This window comes from Streptomyces lanatus (genome assembly GCF_014655715.1).
Classification (GTDB): domain Bacteria; phylum Actinomycetota; class Actinomycetes; order Streptomycetales; family Streptomycetaceae; genus Streptomyces; species Streptomyces lanatus.
Genome location: NZ_BNBM01000019.1, coordinates 16,852 through 32,994, shown reverse-complemented (window position 1 = coordinate 32,994; position 16,143 = coordinate 16,852). Strand labels below are relative to the sequence as shown.

Sequence of the window (16,143 nt, the reverse complement as noted above, 5' to 3'; positions counted from 1 at the left end):
CGCAGTTCCCCGCGCCCCTTAAAAGCCTCTTCTCAGCCCTTGTCCAAGAACTGCTCCACCGCCTCCACCACCATCCTGTGGTCCTCCAGCTGCGGCAGCCCACTCACCGTCACCGCCCCGATCACCCCGACACCCTCCACGTTGATCGGGACCGAACCCCCATGCGCCGCGTACGTATCGGGGTCCAGGCGGGACGAGTCCTCGAACGTCGTGCCCTTGGCGCGGAAGCGGGCGCCGACGATGTAGGAGGACGTGCCGTAGCGCTCCACCACCCGGCGCTTGCGGGCGATCCACGCGTCGTTGTCGGGCGTGGAGCCCGGCAGGGCCGCGTGGAAGAGCTGCTGGCCGGCGCGGTGGATGTCGATGGCGACGGGGGCTTCGCGCTCGCGGGCCAGCTCGACCAGGAGGCAGCCCAGGGCCCAGGCGTCGTCGTGGGTGAACCGGGGGAAGACCAGGCGGCGTTCCTGGGCCTCCAGCTCCTCCAGGGGCGGGGTGAGCTCCGGGTGGAATTTCTGGGTGGTCACAGCTGCACCGCCGTTCCGTCGAGGGCTGAGCGGCGGGCCGCCTCCAGTACGTCGAGGGCGGTGGCCGCCTCCAGGGCGGTCACCGGGTTGGGGCCGCCGTCCAGCAGGGCCTTCGCCACGGCCGCATAGTAGGCGGGGTAGTCGCCCGCGAGGGTGGGTTCGACGCGGCCGCCGCCGGTCAGCGGGGAGTCCCCGGCGCCCACCCGGCCCCACAGGGACTCCGGTTCCCGTCCCCAGCCGGGTCCGGGGCGTTCCCCGTCCCGCAGTGCCGCCTCCTGCGGATCCAGGCCGTACTTCACGTAACCCGCCTTCGAGCCCAGCACCCGGAAGCGCGGGCCGAGTTGGGCGGTCGTGGCGGAGGCGTAGAGGTGGGAGCGGACGCCGTTCGCGTGAGTGAGGGCGATGAAGGTGTCGTCGTCCGTCTCGGCGCCGGGGCGGCGGACGACGGCCTCCGCGTACACCTGTGTGACGGGGCCGAAGAGGACGAGTGCCTGGTCGACGACATGGCTGCCGAGGTCGTAGAGCAGACCTCCGATCTCTGCCGGGTCGCCGGACTCCCGCCAGCCGCCCTTGGTCTGCGGACGCCAGCGTTCGAAGCGGGACTCGAAGCGCCAAACGTCGCCCAGTTCGCCCTCGGCGAGGAGCTTACGGAGCGTCAGGAAGTCGTTGTCCCAGCGGCGGTTCTGGAAGACGGAGAGGAGCAGGCCGCGTTCCTCGGCGAGGGCCGCCAGCTCGCGCGCCTCGGCCGCGGTGCCGGCGATCGGCTTGTCGACGACGACCGGGAGGCCGGCCCTGAGAGCGGCCGTCGCGAGCGGGACGTGCGTCTTGTTGGGGGACGCGACGACGAGCAGGTCGAGGTCGGAGGCGCGGGCGAGCAGCTCGTCGGGCGTGGCGGCGACGCGTACGTCCGGGTGCTCGGCGAGGGCCTGCTTCTGCCGCTCGGGGTTCGATGTGACCACCGTGTCCAGGGCGAGCCCCTCGGTGGTGGCGATCAGCGGAGCGTGGAAGACGGAGCCGGCCAGGCCGTAGCCGACAAGGCCGACGCGGAGGGGAATAGCGGTCATGCACCCCACTTTCGCAACGCTGTTGCGAAAGTGCAAGCGCCGAGGACAATGGGGACGTGAACAGGACGGAAGACGGAGCCGGTGATGCCGGGGCCACGCGGGCCGGCCGCACCTCGATGCGGCTCGGCGCCCTGCGCAGCCACAACAGCGCGCTGGTGCTCGATCTGCTGCGCACCGCCGGACCCGAGGGCATCAGCCGGCTCGAACTCGCCGAGCGCACCGGCCTCACCCCGCAGGCCGTCAGCAAGATCACCGCACGGCTGCGCGAGGACGGGCTCGCGGCGGAGGCGGGGCACCGGGCGTCGACGGGCGGCAAGCCGCGCACGGTGCTGCGGCTCGTGCCGGAGGCCGGGCACGCACTCGGCGTGCATCTTGACCGGGACGAGCTGACGGCCGTGCTCTGTGATCTGACCGGCGCCGTGGTGGCGCGGCGGAGCGCCCCGCTGGATCTGGGGGCCGGTGCGGAGACGGTCGTCGAGCGGGCCGTGCGTGAGGTGGGGGAGCTGGTGGCCGGGGGCGGCCGGGCGGGTGTCGTGCTCGGCGCCGGGGTGGCGTTGCCCGGGCCGCTCGATCATCGGAGTGGGGTGCTGCACCGGGTCACCGGGTTCCCGGAGTGGAACGGCTTTCCGCTGCGGGACGTGCTCGCGCGGCGGCTGTCGCTCCCGGTTGTGGTCGACAAGGACACCAACGCCGCCGCGCTCGGGCTCGCCGTCGGCGGAGGGGCCGGGTCCGGTACGTCCTTCGCCTACCTGCACTTCGGGGCCGGGCTCGGCGGAGGGCTCGTGATCGACGGGACCGTGCACCGGGGCACCCGTACGGGAGCCGGGGAGTTCGGGCACCAGGTCGTCCAGCTGGACGGGCCGCCCTGCGGGTGCGGCAACCGGGGCTGTGTCGAGGCGCTGTGCCTGGCCGCCGTCGCGCGCGGCGATGTGGCGGAGGCGGCCCGGGTGCTCGGCACCGCGGCCGGCAACCTGGTCGCCCTGCTCGATGTGGACCTCGTCCTGCTGGGCGGCCGTACCGTCGCCGTCGCGCCTGAGACGTACGTGCGCGGAGTCGCCGCCGTCCTCGCCGAACGTGCCCGGCGTGCCGGCAGCGATGCGGTACCTGTACGGGTCGCCTCCGGCGCGGGGCAGGGGGTAGCCGAGGGGGCGGCACAGCTGTTGCTGGCGCCGCTGTTCGGGCGGGCGGAGGGGTGACGAGGGGCTTCCGCTGATCGAGCGGACTTGCCGAGCCGTACGGAATGGCTCCACCGCGCGACCGCTCCCGTCCGGCATGGTCATGTGTTCATGCGACTGCACTCACCCGCCTCCGTCTGTCTCGCAGCCGCCGCCCTCCTGGCCGCGGCGCCCCCGGTGCGCGCGGAACCGCCCGCCTCGCTCCCCGGATGCGCCACCGGCGACGGGGCCTTCCCCCTCACCACCCGTCTGCACGGCGGCCCCGCCTCCTACGCGGCCGGCGGCGGATTCGGCACCTGGTACCTCGACCTCACCAACAGGACCACCCGGACCTGCACCGACATCCACCCCGTGGTGGTCCTCGTCGACGGCAAACGCGCCCTGCGGCCCTCGCAGCCCCGCCTGGAGTTCTACGACCGCCGCGACGCCGAGCCCCGCTCCGTGCGCTTCGAGACCACCGACCGGGACGAACTCGTCGGCGCCTTCGACGGCTTCCCCGGCTTCACCGTGGGGCCCCGCAAGACGATCACCGTGAAGGTCCGGCTGGCCGTCACCTCGGACGCCGTACCGAACGAGGTCACCGCGAACGCGGCCGTCGTACAGCGGCACGAGGGCGACGGCGACTGGGTCGGCCAGTCCAACGACTACCGCTTCAGGATCGAGGCCGAGCCGTCCGGTACGGCGGCCCCGACCGACCCCGCCGACCGTGAGGCATCGGCCCACCCGGCCGACCCCGACGCCTCACCGACACCCGGCAGCGACCCGGCCCGGGGCGAGCTCACCCTCGCCGACGAACTCGCCCGCACCGGCCTCACCTCACCCCCGGCCGTCACCTTCGCCGCCACCCTGGCCCTCCTGCTGACCGGCGCCGCCCTGCTGGTCGCACGCAAACGCCGCTGAGGCCCCCACCGGGGCGAAGCCGCCCCACCCAGTCTGCGACGATCCCTGCGTGGACTACCCGGACTATCCGACCTACCCGACCGACCAGGCCCCCGGCGCGCCCGTGCGGCACGGCATCCCCGAGCACGGCCGCATCCCGAAGTACTACGCGGTCAAGGCCCGGCTCGATCAGCTCATCGGCGCACTCGGCGAGGGCGACCCGCTGCCCACCGAGCGCGACCTCTCCGAGGAGTACGAGGTCGCCCGCGAGACCGTCCGGCAGGCGATCCGCGAACTGGTCCTGGAGGGCAAGCTGCGGCGGCGCGGGCGGGGCACCGTCGTCGCCGGGCCCAAGCTCGAACAGCCCCTGTCCCTCGCCAGCTACACCGAGGGCGTACGCCGCCAGGGCCGCACCCCGGGCCGTACCCTCGTCACCCTCGACCGCTTCCCCTGCCCCGCCGCCCTCGCCGCCGAGACCGGCCTCGAACGCGGCGCCCCCGTCTGGCACCTGGAGCGCGTCCTGCTCGCCGACGACGAGCGGGTCGGCCTGGAGAGCACCTACGTCGCCGTGGCCCGGGTGCCGCGACTGGACGTCGACTTCGACCCCGACTCCTCCTTCTACGCCTTCCTCCACCGCCAGGGCATCGGCTTCGGCGACGCCGACGAGCGCATCGAGACCGTGCTGGCCACCCCGCGCGAGGCCCTGCTCATCGGGACCCCGCCCGCCCTGCCGATGCTGCTGATCCACCGTGTCTCACGGGACACGGAGGGGGAGCCGCTGGAGCGGGTGCGGACGTTGTACCGGGGGGACCGGTTCTCGTTCAGCGCCCATCTCGACGGCTGAAACGTCCGGAAATCACCGTGTTTCGCACGTCCCTGAATATCACGAAGAGATAACGGGTCTAGCCCAAATGTGATAGCCAGTTCACGCTCTCGTTGGCAGCCGGACCTTTCCGGTTCCCCGATCCCGAGGAGCGTGGCCGTCGTGAGAGTGATAGTCGTCGGAGCCGGCGTGGTGGGCACCATGCACGCCTGGCAAGCAGTGGAACGCGGCCATGAGGTCGTACAGATCGAGCGCGAGGCGGAGGCTCGCGGCGCGTCCTTGCGCAACTTCGGGCAGATCTGGGTGAGCGGACGCGCGGGCGGCGAGGAACTCGACACCGCGCTGCGGGCCCGGGAGCTGTGGGAGGAGATCGGGGGGCGGGTGCCGGGGCTCGGCTTCCGGCCGAACGGCTCCCTGACCCCCGTCCGCGGCGACCTCGAACTCGCCGTCGCCGAGGCCGCCGTGGCCCGCGAGGACGCCGCCGCCCGCGGCCACAAACTGCTGACCCCCGACGAGGCACGGGCCCTGAACCCCGCCCTGCGCGGCGAGTTCACCGCCGCCCTGTACTGCGAGCGCGACGCCGCCGTGGAGCCGCGCACCGCCCAACTCGCCCTGCGCGCCGAGCTGTTGAAGTCCCCGAACTACACCTTCAGGCCGGGCCGGGAGGTCCGTGAGGTCATCGGCGTGGGCTCCGTCCGTGACGACCACGGCGACGTGCACACCGGCGACGCCGTCATCCTCTGCACCGGCGCCTGGCTAGGCGGCCTCGTCCGCGAGCTGGCCGGACCCGAACTCCCCGTGCGCCGCGTCCGCCTCCAGATGATGCAGACCGACCCGCTCGGCGAACCGCTCACCACCTCGGTCGCCGACGCGGACAGCTTCCGCTACTACCCGGCGTACGGCTCCGCCGCACTGGACGACCTCAACGCCCGTCAGCCACAGGCCGAGACCGCCGCCGCGCACCGTATGCAGCTGCTGATGGTGCAGCGCGCCGACGGCGGACTGACCATCGGCGACACCCACGAATACGAGCACCCCTTCGCCTTCGACACCGTCGAGGACCCCTACGACCACCTCACCGAGGTCGTCGAGTCCCTCCTCGGCCGCCCGCTGCCCAAGGTCCGGCGCCGCTGGGCCGGGGTGTACGCGCAGTGCACCGACCCGACGCGGGTGGTGCACCGGCAGCAGGTACGGGACGGGGTGTGGCTGGTGACCGGGCCCGGCGGGCGCGGCATGACCTGCTCGCCCGCGATAGCCGAGACGACCGCGAACGAACTGGGCTGGTGACAGACATGGCAGAACACATCCGGGACATCCGGCTGGTCGTCCTCGACATGGCCGGTACGACCGTCGCCGACGGCGGCCTGGTCGAGCGGGCCCTCGCGGCCGCCGCGCGGCACGTCGGCGCCGACCCCGAGGACGGTATCGACCACGTCCGCGCCACCATGGGCGAGTCCAAGATCGCCGTCTTCCGGCATCTGTTCGGCGAGGAGGCGCGGGCGCAGGCCGCCAACAAGGCCTTCGAGGCCGCGTACGCCGAACTGGTCGACGGTGGCGAAGTCGCCGCCCTGCCCGGTGCGCGCGAGGCCATCGAGGAGCTCACCGCCCAGGGCCGTACCGTCGTCCTGAGCACCGGCTTCGCGCGCCCCACCCAGGACGCGATCCTGGCCGCCCTTGGCTGGCAGGACCTGGTGCCGCTCACGCTGTGCCCCGCGGACGCCGGGGGCCGGGGGCGGCCGTATCCGGACATGGTGCTCACCGCCTTCCTACGGACGCGGGCCGTCGACTCCGTCCGTGAGGTGGCGGTCGTCGGCGACACCTCGTACGACATGCTCAGCGGTGTCCGCGCGGGTGCGGGTGTCGTCGCCGGGGTCCTGACCGGCGCGCACGACGCGGACGCGCTGCGGGCGGCCGGGGCGACCCATGTGCTCGGCTCCGTCGCGGAGTTGCCGGGAGTCCTCACATGAAGGGCGACATCCCCTTCCGCGGTATCCGCTTCGACTCGGTGACGGTCGCCTACGACGGCAACGTCGTCCTCGACTCCCTCGACCTCACCGTCGAGCCCGGCGAGGTCATGGCCCTGCTCGGGCCGTCCGGATCCGGCAAGACAACCGCGCTGCGTGCGGTCGCCGGGTTCGTACGGCCCGCCTCCGGGCGGGTGTTCCTCGGCGGGCGGGACGTGACCGACCTGCCGCCGTACCGCCGTGGCATCGGGATGGTCGTCCAGCAGTACGCCCTGTTCCCGCACATGCGGGTCGAGGAGAATGTCGCCTTCGGACTGAAGGCGCAGAAGGTGCCGAGGGGCGAGATACGGGGGCGGGTCGCCGAGGCCCTGGAGATGACCGGGATGGCGGCCTACGGGCGCCGATACCCCCGCGAGCTGTCCGGCGGCCAGCAGCAGCGCGTCGCCATCGCCCGCGCGCTCGCCATCCGCCCCGGCGTCCTCCTCCTCGACGAGCCCCTGTCGGCTCTCGACGCCCGCCTGCGCTCGGGCATGCTCGCCGAACTCGCCCGGCTGCACCGGGAGTTGCCTGAGGTCTCCATCCTCTACGTCACCCACGACCAGGTCGAGGCGCTGACCCTCGCCGATCGGATCGCGGTGATGGACAGGGCGCGGTTGCGGGCTTGCGGGACGCCGAGGGAGCTGTACCGGGCGCCTGCCAATGAGTTCACGGCGTCGTTCGTGGGCGGGGCGAATCTGTTGCCGGTGACTGTGGGGGAGCAGGGGGTTCGCTTCGGCGAGCGTCGGCTCGAGGTGTCGGGGCCGGTTCCGGAGGAGGCCGCGGTGTTGTGCGTACGGCCCCATCTCGTCGGCCTGGGCGACGGGCCGAACCGGATCTCCGGGACCGTACGGGAGATTCAGTGGCGCGGGGCCACGCATCGGCTGTACGTGGAGGTGGACGGTCACCGGGTGATCGCGGATCTGCGGGAACTCAAGGAGCCGCCTGCCCATGGGGACGAAGTGACCCTGCACTTCTCCCCAGACGATGCGGTACTCCTGACCGCCGGAGCCCGCCATGACTAGAAGGCTGCTGTGGGCCTTCCCACCCGTCGCCCTCCTCGCCCTCGTCTTCCTCTACCCCCTCACCCTCGTAGTCCAGCAATCCTTCCAACCCGACTCCGGCGGCACCTCCCTCCAGCCCTACACCGACGTCTTCGCCTCCGCCGCCTTCCGCGAGGCCCTCTGGACCACCGTCTGGATCGCCGTCGCCTCCACCGCCGGCTGCCTCGTCCTCGGCTTCCTGCTCGCGCTGATCATCGCCTTCGTGCCGTTCCCGGGCGCCAAAATCGTCGCGCGCTTCGTGGACGTCTTCCTCACCTTCCCCTCCTTCCTGATCACCCTCGCCCTGCTGTTCATCTACGGCACGACCGGCATCGTCGGCTCCTTCCAGTTCCTCACCACCCCCTGGGGCGTACTCCTCGCCGAGGTCACCTACTTCACGCCCTTCGTCGTACGACCCCTCCTCGCGGCCTTCTCCCAACTCGACACCGCCCAGCTGGAGGCGGCCAGTTCGCTCGGCGCGCGCCCCCTTCGGATCATCCGCCGGGTGATCCTTCCGGAGGCGCTGCCCGCCCTCGCCGCAGGCGGCAGCCTCGTGCTCGTCCTCTGTCTCAACGAGTTCGGGATCGTCCTGTTCACCGGCGCGAAAGGCGTCACGACCCTGCCGATGCTCGTCTACAGCAAGGCGATCCTGGAGTCCGACTACCCGGGCGCCTGTGTGGTCGCCGTCGTCAACGTCCTGATCTCCGTGGGCCTTTACGCCCTCTACCGGGTGGTGAGCCGCCGTGCTGGTGCATAGCCGCGGGGCGCGGTGGGCCGTATGGCTCCTGTTCCTCGTTCTCTTCCTGCCGCTGTTCGCGCTTCCCCTCCTCGTCGTTCTCGGCGCCTCCTTCGCCACCAACTGGTCGGGCGTGCTGCCCTCCGGCTTCACCACCGGGCACTACGCGACCGCCACCCGCGGCGAGGCCCTCCAGGCCCTCACCACCAGCTTGCTAACGGCGGTCGCGGCGAGCGTGCTCGCGTTGGTCGTCGGGACGTGGGCGGCGCTGGCCGCCGCCGCGTTGAAGAAGAGCCATCGCCGGGTCATGGACGCCCTGTTCGTCCTCCCGGTCGCCGTCCCGTCCGTGGTCGTCGGGCTCGCGATCCTGGTCGCCTTCTCCGAGCCGCCGTTCCTGCTCAACGGCACCCGCTGGATCGTGATCCTCGCCCACACCGTCCTGGTCACCGCCTTCGCCCACCAGTCCGTGTCCGCCGCCCTCAGCCGCCTCGACCCGGCCTATGAGCAGGCCGCCGCCTCCCTCGGCGCCCGGCCCGCCTACGTCCTGTGGCGGGTCAGGCTCCCCCTGCTCCTGCCCTCGCTGACTGCTGCCGCCGGCCTCTGCTTCGCCCTGTCCATGGGCGAGTTGAGCGCCACGATGATGCTCTACCCGCCCGACTGGACCCCGCTTCCCGTCCTGATCTACGCGGCCACCGACCGCGGCTCCCTCTTCGCCGGATCCGCCCTCGCGGTGGTCCTGATGACGGCGACCCTGCTCGCGCTCTACGCCGTCTCCCGCATCCGGACCCGAGCCTCCTACCGCTGATCCCGACACCCCTCCTCGTGCAAGGAGTTCACCCCGTCATGCCCAGAAACACCCTCAAGCTCGCCGTCGCCCTCTCCCTTCTCGCCGCCCCGGCACTGTCCGCCTGCGGCACCGGCACCGCCGCCTCCGACGAGAAGGTCGTCACCGTCTACAGCGCCGACGGCCTCAAGGGCGAGAACGGCGACGGCTGGTACGACCGCGTCTTCAAGGACTTCGAGAAGCAGACCGGCATCAAGGTCGAGTACGTCGAGGGCGGCTCCGGCGAGATGGTGCAGCGCGCCGCCCGCGAGAAGCGCAACCCGCAGGCCGACGTACTCGTCACCCTCCCGCCCTTCATCCAGCAGGCCGACGGCAAGGGCCTGCTCCAGACGTACGCCCCGAAGGGATCCGACCAGGTCAGCGGCGCCGACAAGGGCGCGGACGCCACCTGGACGTCGGTCGTCAACAACTACTTCGGGTTCGTCTACAACAAGAGGGAGCTGAAGCAGGCGCCCACTACCTGGGACCAGCTGCTCGACGGGTCGTACAAGAACAAGCTCCAGTACTCCACCCCGGGCGTCGCCGGCGACGGCACCGCCGTACTCATCAAGGCCATGCACGACTTCGGCGGCAAGCAGCCCGCCCTGGACTACCTGGGCAAGCTCCAGTCCAACAACGTCGGCCCGTCCGCCTCCACCGGCAAGCTCGCCCCCAAGGTCGACAAGGGGGAGCTGCTGGTCGCCAACGGCGATGTGCAGATGAACTTCGCCCAGTCCAAGACCATGCCCAACCTCGGCATCTGGTTCCCCGCGAAGGACGGCGGCAGGCCCACCACCTTCGCCCTGCCCTACGCCGCCGGCGTCGTCACCGACGCCCCGCACACCGAGAACGGCAAGAAGCTCCTCGACTTCATGCTGAGCCAGGACGCCCAGCGGCAAGTGAGCGAGATCGGCGGCGGGTTCAGCGCCCGCAAGGACGTCAAGGCCACCGACACCAACGCCATCGAGCTCGCCAAGCTCATGGACGGCGTCGAGGTCTTCGAGCCCGACTGGGACGACATCGACAAGAACCTCACGACGTATGTCGACGCCTGGAAGTCGGCCACCGGCAGCTGACCAGCCGCCTTGAGGCCATCAACCAGGGCCATATCACCAGAGTCCCACCTGCAACGCCCCTGGCACCACCACCGGGGGCGTCGCCATGCGCGCCCCCTAGGAGGATCACGTGACGTCACACCTGTCCCGCCGCACCGTCCTCTCCACCACCGCCGCGACCGCCGCCACCCTCGCCCTCGGCACCGCCGCCGCCTCCCAGGCGCACGCCGTCCCCACGCTCCCGAACGGCACCAGCAAGGACAAGGTGCTCGTCATCGGCATGGACGGCCTGCGCCACGACCGCATCGACGCGGCGAACGCCCCGCACCTGAAGGCCATGATGAGCGAGGGGACGTATGGCACCTCGCTGCTGTACGCGTCCCCGATGGCCGCCACCTCGTCAGGGCCCGGCTGGTCCACCATCTCCACCGGCGTCTGGCCCGACAAGCACGGCGTGAAGGACAACACCTTCGCCGGCAAGAAGTACGACCAGTACCCCGGCTTCCTCGCCCGCCTCGCCCAGGTCCGCCCCGCCCTGTCCACCTACGCCGCCGTCGACTGGAAACCCCTGGACGCCCAGGGCACCGTCACCCCCGGCGCCGACGCCAAGCTGGTCCTCGACGGCGACCGCGACGGCTACACCGGGCACGACGCCACCATCGCCGGCGAGGCGGAGGCGATCATCAGCGGCCAGAACCCGGACGTCCTGTTCGTCTACTTCGGCCAGTCCGACATCGTCGGCCACAACCAGGGCGCGGGCAGCCAGGCCTACCTCGACCAGATCGCCGTACAGGACACCTACGTCGGCCGGCTCCGCGCCGCGATCAAGGCGCGGCCGTCCTATGCCACCGAGCGCTGGACGGTCATCGTCGCCACCGACCACGGGCACCTCGACGTGGGCGGACACGGCGGTTCGGCGATCGAGGAGCGGCGTACCTTCATCCTCGCCACCGGGCCCGGCATCGCCGCGGGGGCCCGGCCGATCGACACCCGGCTGGTGGATGTCGTACCGACCGTCTTCAAGCAGCTGGGCGTGCCCGTCGACCCGGCCTGGGGCCTGGACGGCAAGCCGGTGCAGGAGCGGTCCACCGACCCCTTCGACGCACTCACCCTCTCCACCCGCACCGACGAGACCGGCATCCCCTCGACCGTCCGCGGCTTCACCCACACCCCGCCCAGCGGCTGGTCCGTCATCAACAACGCCATGGGCACCGGCGGGATCGCCGAATGGCGCGGCTGGGCCTTCGTCACCGACGAGTTCTGGTCCCGCACCCAGCGCGACCAGTGGCGTGAGCTCAACGTCCGCGCCCGCGGCGTCTTCGCGGTCGCCGACTCGGACGAATGGGCGGACAAGAACTTCTCGGGAACGTACGACTCGATACTGGTGACGCCCGCGTACGACGTCACCGGGAGCAGCAAGGCGCGGCTGGACTTCACCACCCTCTACCGCCAGGAGGGCTCCCAGCAGGCCCAGATCCTCGTCTCCTTCAACGGCGGCAACCCGACCCTCGTCCGGAGCTACACCTCCGACGTCGTCTCCCAGCCCCAGTCGGTGACCGTCGACGTGCCCGTCGGGGCCTCCAGCGTTAACTTCCGGTTCCGCTACACCGGGTCCAACAACTGGTACTGGGTGATCGACGGGGTCAGGATCAGCCGGTCCTGATTACCCTGGGGGCGTCGGTACGGCGTGGTTCCGGCGCCCCCAGCTCGCCCATCCCGCACGCAGGCCAGGAGAGTCACAGCACCATGGCAGACCGCAAGCCCATCGAGTCCTGGCTCACCGACATGGACGGTGTCCTCATCCACGAGGGCGTACCGATCCCCGGCGCCGACGCCTTCATCAAGAAGCTGCGCGAGTCCGGCAAGCCCTTCCTCGTGCTCACCAACAACTCGATCTACACCCCGCGCGACCTGCAGGCCCGGCTGAACCGCATGGGCCTGGACGTGCCCATCGAGAACATCTGGACCTCGGCCCTCGCCACCGCCCAGTTCCTGGACGACCAGCGGCCCGGCGGCTCCGCGTACGTCATCGGCGAGGCGGGCCTGACCACCGCGCTGCACGACATCGGGTACATCCTCACCGACCACGACCCGGACTACGTCGTCCTCGGCGAGACCCGCACCTACTCCTTCGAGGCCATGACCAAGGCGGTCCGCCTCATCAACGGCGGCGCCCGCTTCATCTGCACCAACCCCGACGAGACGGGCCCCTCCACCGAGGGCCCGCTGCCCGCGACCGGCGCCGTCGCCGCGCTGATCACCAAGGCCACCGGCAAGAAGCCGTACTTCGCGGGCAAGCCCAACCCGCTGATGATGCGCACCGGCCTGAACGCCATCGGCGCCCACTCCGAGACCAGCGCCATGATCGGCGACCGTATGGACACCGACGTGCTGGCCGGCATCGAGGCCGGCATGCAGACCTTCCTGGTGCTCACCGGGCTGACCCGGCCCGAGCAGGTCGAGAACTTCCCGTACCGGCCGTCCAAGATCCTGGACTCCATCGCGGACCTCGTCGAGCGGGTGTGACCCAAACGGAGCAGTGCGGGCCCCGCTGAGGATGCGGGGCCCTTGCCACAGGGGGAGCCTCCAGGTATCTGGAGGTTCACGATGGGATCACTGCGGGTCACTCTCTGTGCGATCGCCGCCCTGGGGGCGGTCGCCGTCAGCCCGGCGGCACACGCTGCGGACGGGGGTGTCTCGCACAGTCCGCCGTCCCCCTATCCGGGCGGCGACATCACGCTGCGGGTCAGCGGATGCCCGGAGAGAACCGCCACGGCCACGTCCCCGGCCCTCGTCTCCGACGCCCACCTGACCGTCACCGCCGAGGGTGAACTCGTCGGCGAGAGCCGCGTCCGCTCCACGGTCAAGGCGGGCCGGTACGACGTGAAGGTCACCTGCGGTGAGGCCTCCCGCACCGGCACCCTCACCGTCGTGGGCAAAGGCGCCGGACAGCCCGTACGGCACGGCTCCCAGCCCTCGGCCCCCGCCTCCCCGACGGCCCTCGTCCTAGCCGGCGGCGGTGGCACCGCGCACCTCGCCATGGTGGACGCCCGCGCGGCCGGACCCGGCACCGCGCACACCGTGACCGGGCTGGTCCTCGCCGGCGTCGCCGCCACCGCAGTCGCCCTGCGCAGCGCCCGCAGATCCCGGCGCCCACGCTGACCATGGCCGAGCACGAGCACCCCACCCGCACCGGCCGCCTCCTCATGGGCCTCGCCTGGACCGTGCTGCTGCTCGGGCTGTGGCTGTGGGGGAGAGAGGTCACCGACGTACGGCAGACCCTGCCCGCCCCCGTCTCCGGCGACGTCGCCGCGGTCGGACGCCCCGCGTCGCTCCGCCTTCCGCCCGCCGCACGGCCCCTGGGCGGCGACGCCCTGCCGCAACGCCTCGACATCCCCGCCCTCGATCTGCGGGCACCGGTCGTCGCCCGCGGCCTCGACCCGTACGGCGCGATCGACCCGCCGCCCTACCGGCAGGCCGACGCCGTCGGCTGGTACGCGGCCGGGGTGAGACCGGGAGCGGCCGGGGCCGCGCTGATGGTGGGGCACCTCGACACCGAGACCCGGCCGGCCGTCTTCCACCGGCTGCGCGCACTGCGGCCGGGCGCCACGGTGCGGGTACTGCGCGACGACGGCAGGGTCGCCGAGTTCACCGTCGACGACGTCCGGCTCGTCACCCGCGACCACTTCGACGCCCACCGGGCCTACGGAACCCACCGCCCCGGCCGCGCCGAACTGCGCCTGATCACCTGCGCCGGCACCTTCGACCCGGCGACCCGCGGCTATACGGCGAACGTGATCGTCTCGGCGTATCTCACCGGCACGGGGCTGTAAGGGCTGTGGCTCGGGCGGTCCCACCTGCCCGGCGACGGCCCGCTCCCCCCGGGGCCGCCGACCGGGCAGATCCTCGACCGCGGGCGCGCGGGCTGCGGGAGTAACCCGGCGTCCGGCGCGGGAGGTTTGTGTGACCCAGTGGGATCGGTCCGACCGGGGGCTGGGGTCGTCCGGGGACGACTCTAGAACGGAAGGCGGCCGGGGCCTAGGGGAGCGGGAAGCAAGGCCGCTAGGCGAGCCCCTCGCCGTCCGCCCGGTCCGCCTCCCGGCGCAGCGCGGCGTCGTCCGCGACCCGGTCGATCACCGCCCGCGCTACCTGGTCCAGCGGCAGCTGATGGCGGCGCGCGTACTGCCGCAGCGCCACGAAGGCATGGTCGGCGGGGGTGTTCCAGCGCTCGGCGAGCATGCCCTTGGCCTGCTCGATCCGCACCCTGCTGGACAGCGCCTGCTGCAACTGACCGGCGAGCGTGCGGCACTGCGCGTATGTGCTGTTGTTCTCCAGACCGAGGGCCGCGCAGTCCGCGATGAGCTGGGCCAGCCGCAGCGTCCCCTCGTCGGCGGGGCCGAAGACGTTGAGCGCGCCCAGCATCCGCTCCCGCCGGCGCAGCGGGACGGCGTAGGTGGTGGCGATGTCGTGGGCGAGGGCCCGCTCGGTGAACTCGGGCCAGCGCATCGCCTCCCGCGCCGCCCCGATCGCGACCGGCGGCACCGGCCGGCCGGAGCCGTAGCAGTCCAGACAGGGCCCATCGTCGTGCTGGGCCGCCAGCAGCTCCAGCGCGACCTCCCCGTCGGCCGCGAGTGACACCGCCCGGCCGCCGTCGATCAGCATGAACCCGGCGGAACGCGCCGCGAGTAACCGCGCACAGCGCCCGGCGACGCGCGATAAGTGGTGCACGGCCTCGAACCCCTCGACGAGCGTGTCCGCCGACTCCACCAGTGCTTCGGCCAGCCGGATCTCCCGTTCGGACTGGTGCATGGCGGCACCTTCCCTTCCCCTGCTCCCCTGTTCCCCTGTGTTCGTGCCTGTGCGTTCAAGGGCCATCACAGTGGCTGTAACAGGTCTCCGACAAGGCTCGGCGACCTCGTGTGCCCCACGACACGTATGTCAGGATTGAGCCTTGGAACAAAGCACCCGAGGGGGAGCTGGATGTACCTGAAGAGGGGGGCCTGGAGGGGCGCTCGCGCGCGGACGTCCGCGATGCTGCTGGGGGCGGCACTACTGATCGCGGGCTGTTCCTCCGGGGACGGAGACGAACCGGACGACAACGCCGGCGCCGGGATCACCCAACAGCCAAAGGGCACCGACCCGTTCTGGGTGAACCCGGACGGGAACGCGGCCCAGCAGGTGGCCGACTACATCAAGGACGGCAAGAAGGAGGACGCCGAGGAGATCCGCAAGATAGCGCAGCAGCCGACCGGCGAGTGGATCGGCCCGGAGAACCCGGAGGACGAGGCCCGCGGCTACACGGAGGCCGCCGACAAGGCGGGCCGTACCGCCCTGCTGGTCCTCTACAACATCCCGCACCGCGACTGCGGCCAGTACTCCCAGGGCGGCGCCGCCGACGGCAACGCCTACCGGACCTGGATCGACGGCGTGGCCAAGGGCATCGAGGACCGCGCCGCGACGGTGATCCTGGAGCCGGACGCCCTGCTGCACCTGGTGGACGGCTGCACCCCGGACGAGTTCCACGAGGAGCGCTACGACCTCCTCAAGGGCGCCATCGGCAAGCTCAAGTCCCTGAAGAACACCAAGGTCTACGTGGACGCGGGCAACGCCGGCTGGGGCCATCCCGACCAGATCTTCGAGCCCCTGAAGTGGGCGGGCATCGACCAGGCCGACGGCTTCTCGGTCAATGTCTCCAACTTCTACACGACCAAGGACTCGATCGCGTACGGCAAACAGCTCTCCACCAAGGTGGGCAACAAGCCCTTCGTGATCGACACCAGCCGCAACGGCAACGGCCCCTACGCCGAGGGCGACCCCGACGAACGCTGGTGCAACCCGCCCGGCCGCGCACTGGGCGAGTCCCCGACGACGAAGACATCCGACCCGCTGGTCGACGCGTACGTCTGGGTCAAGCGCCCGGGAGAGTCGGACGGCGAGTGCAAGGGCGGCCCGAAGGCGGGCCAGTGGTGGGCGGAGTACGCCTTGAAGCTGGCGCAAGCGACCAAGTAGCCCACAGCTTGG

Annotated in this window: 17 protein-coding genes; 14 read left to right on the top strand and 3 right to left on the bottom strand. The window is 71.7% G+C overall.

From position 1 onward, the window contains the following. Positions 1-32 precede the first annotated feature (32 nt). On the bottom strand, positions 33-524 hold the full coding sequence (locus tag IE325_RS36775; protein WP_190074504.1) for a heme-degrading domain-containing protein: 492 nt from the start codon (positions 522-524) through the stop codon (positions 33-35). Next, on the bottom strand, positions 521-1,588 hold the full coding sequence (locus IE325_RS36770; RefSeq protein WP_190074503.1) for a Gfo/Idh/MocA family protein: 1,068 nt from the start codon (positions 1,586-1,588) through the stop codon (positions 521-523). The genes IE325_RS36775 and IE325_RS36770 overlap by 4 nt, the downstream gene beginning before the upstream one ends. Before the next feature lie 116 nt (positions 1,589-1,704). Between IE325_RS36770 and IE325_RS36765 the strand changes: the two genes are divergently transcribed. From IE325_RS36765 to IE325_RS36705, 13 genes are all read left to right on the top strand, one after another. Beyond that, on the top strand, positions 1,705-2,784 hold the full coding sequence (locus IE325_RS36765; protein ID WP_190074655.1) for an ROK family transcriptional regulator: 1,080 nt from the start codon (positions 1,705-1,707) through the stop codon (positions 2,782-2,784). A 90-nt stretch (positions 2,785-2,874) separates the two neighbouring features. After that, on the top strand, positions 2,875-3,663 hold the full coding sequence (locus tag IE325_RS36760) for a hypothetical protein (RefSeq protein ID WP_229912276.1): 789 nt from the start codon (positions 2,875-2,877) through the stop codon (positions 3,661-3,663). Between the two features lie 49 nt (positions 3,664-3,712). Continuing rightward, a complete protein-coding gene (locus IE325_RS36755) occupies positions 3,713-4,486 on the top strand; it encodes a GntR family transcriptional regulator (RefSeq protein WP_190074501.1) in 774 nt (257 codons plus the stop codon). A 141-nt stretch (positions 4,487-4,627) separates the two neighbouring features. Further along, complete coding sequence (locus IE325_RS36750; RefSeq protein ID WP_190074500.1) at positions 4,628-5,752, top strand: TIGR03364 family FAD-dependent oxidoreductase; 1,125 nt, start codon at positions 4,628-4,630, stop codon at positions 5,750-5,752. Positions 5,753-5,757: 5 nt separating this feature from the next. After that, the gene (locus IE325_RS36745) at positions 5,758-6,432 is read left to right on the top strand and encodes a phosphonatase-like hydrolase (protein WP_190074499.1); all 675 of its coding nucleotides are present in this window, start codon (positions 5,758-5,760) and stop codon (positions 6,430-6,432) included. Beyond that, entirely contained in the window at positions 6,429-7,490 is a 1,062-nt protein-coding gene (locus IE325_RS36740; RefSeq protein WP_190074498.1) for an ABC transporter ATP-binding protein, read from the top strand. Before IE325_RS36745 ends, IE325_RS36740 begins: the two co-directional genes overlap by 4 nt. Next, on the top strand, positions 7,483-8,265 hold the full coding sequence (locus tag IE325_RS36735) for a 2-aminoethylphosphonate ABC transporter permease subunit (protein WP_190074497.1): 783 nt from the start codon (positions 7,483-7,485) through the stop codon (positions 8,263-8,265). The genes IE325_RS36740 and IE325_RS36735 overlap by 8 nt, the downstream gene beginning before the upstream one ends. Next, a complete protein-coding gene (locus IE325_RS36730; RefSeq protein ID WP_190074496.1) occupies positions 8,252-9,049 on the top strand; it encodes an ABC transporter permease in 798 nt (265 codons plus the stop codon). Before IE325_RS36735 ends, IE325_RS36730 begins: the two co-directional genes overlap by 14 nt. A 38-nt stretch (positions 9,050-9,087) precedes the next feature. Beyond that, positions 9,088-10,143: a 2-aminoethylphosphonate ABC transporter substrate-binding protein gene (locus IE325_RS36725; protein WP_190074495.1), complete on the top strand. Its 1,056-nt coding sequence runs from the start codon at positions 9,088-9,090 to the stop codon at positions 10,141-10,143. Positions 10,144-10,252: 109 nt separating this feature from the next. After that, the gene (locus tag IE325_RS36720) at positions 10,253-11,785 is read left to right on the top strand and encodes an alkaline phosphatase family protein (protein WP_190074494.1); all 1,533 of its coding nucleotides are present in this window, start codon (positions 10,253-10,255) and stop codon (positions 11,783-11,785) included. Positions 11,786-11,868: 83 nt separating this feature from the next. Then, on the top strand, positions 11,869-12,648 hold the full coding sequence (locus IE325_RS36715; RefSeq protein WP_190074493.1) for an HAD-IIA family hydrolase: 780 nt from the start codon (positions 11,869-11,871) through the stop codon (positions 12,646-12,648). A gap of 81 nt (positions 12,649-12,729) precedes the next feature. Then, positions 12,730-13,284, top strand: a complete 555-nt coding sequence (locus IE325_RS36710) for a hypothetical protein (RefSeq protein ID WP_190074492.1) — start codon at positions 12,730-12,732, stop codon at positions 13,282-13,284. Positions 13,285-13,286: 2 nt separating this feature from the next. Further along, the gene (locus tag IE325_RS36705; protein ID WP_190074491.1) at positions 13,287-13,955 is read left to right on the top strand and encodes a class F sortase; all 669 of its coding nucleotides are present in this window, start codon (positions 13,287-13,289) and stop codon (positions 13,953-13,955) included. A gap of 229 nt (positions 13,956-14,184) precedes the next feature. Here IE325_RS36705 and IE325_RS36700 read toward each other — a convergent pair whose 3' ends face one another. Beyond that, a complete protein-coding gene (locus IE325_RS36700) occupies positions 14,185-14,931 on the bottom strand; it encodes a GAF and ANTAR domain-containing protein (protein WP_190074490.1) in 747 nt (248 codons plus the stop codon). Between the two features lie 171 nt (positions 14,932-15,102). Here IE325_RS36700 and IE325_RS36695 point away from each other — a divergent pair, with 171 nt between their 5' ends. Continuing rightward, positions 15,103-16,131: a glycoside hydrolase family 6 protein gene (locus IE325_RS36695; RefSeq protein ID WP_190074489.1), complete on the top strand. Its 1,029-nt coding sequence runs from the start codon at positions 15,103-15,105 to the stop codon at positions 16,129-16,131. The last annotated feature ends 12 nt before the right edge of the window (positions 16,132-16,143 follow it).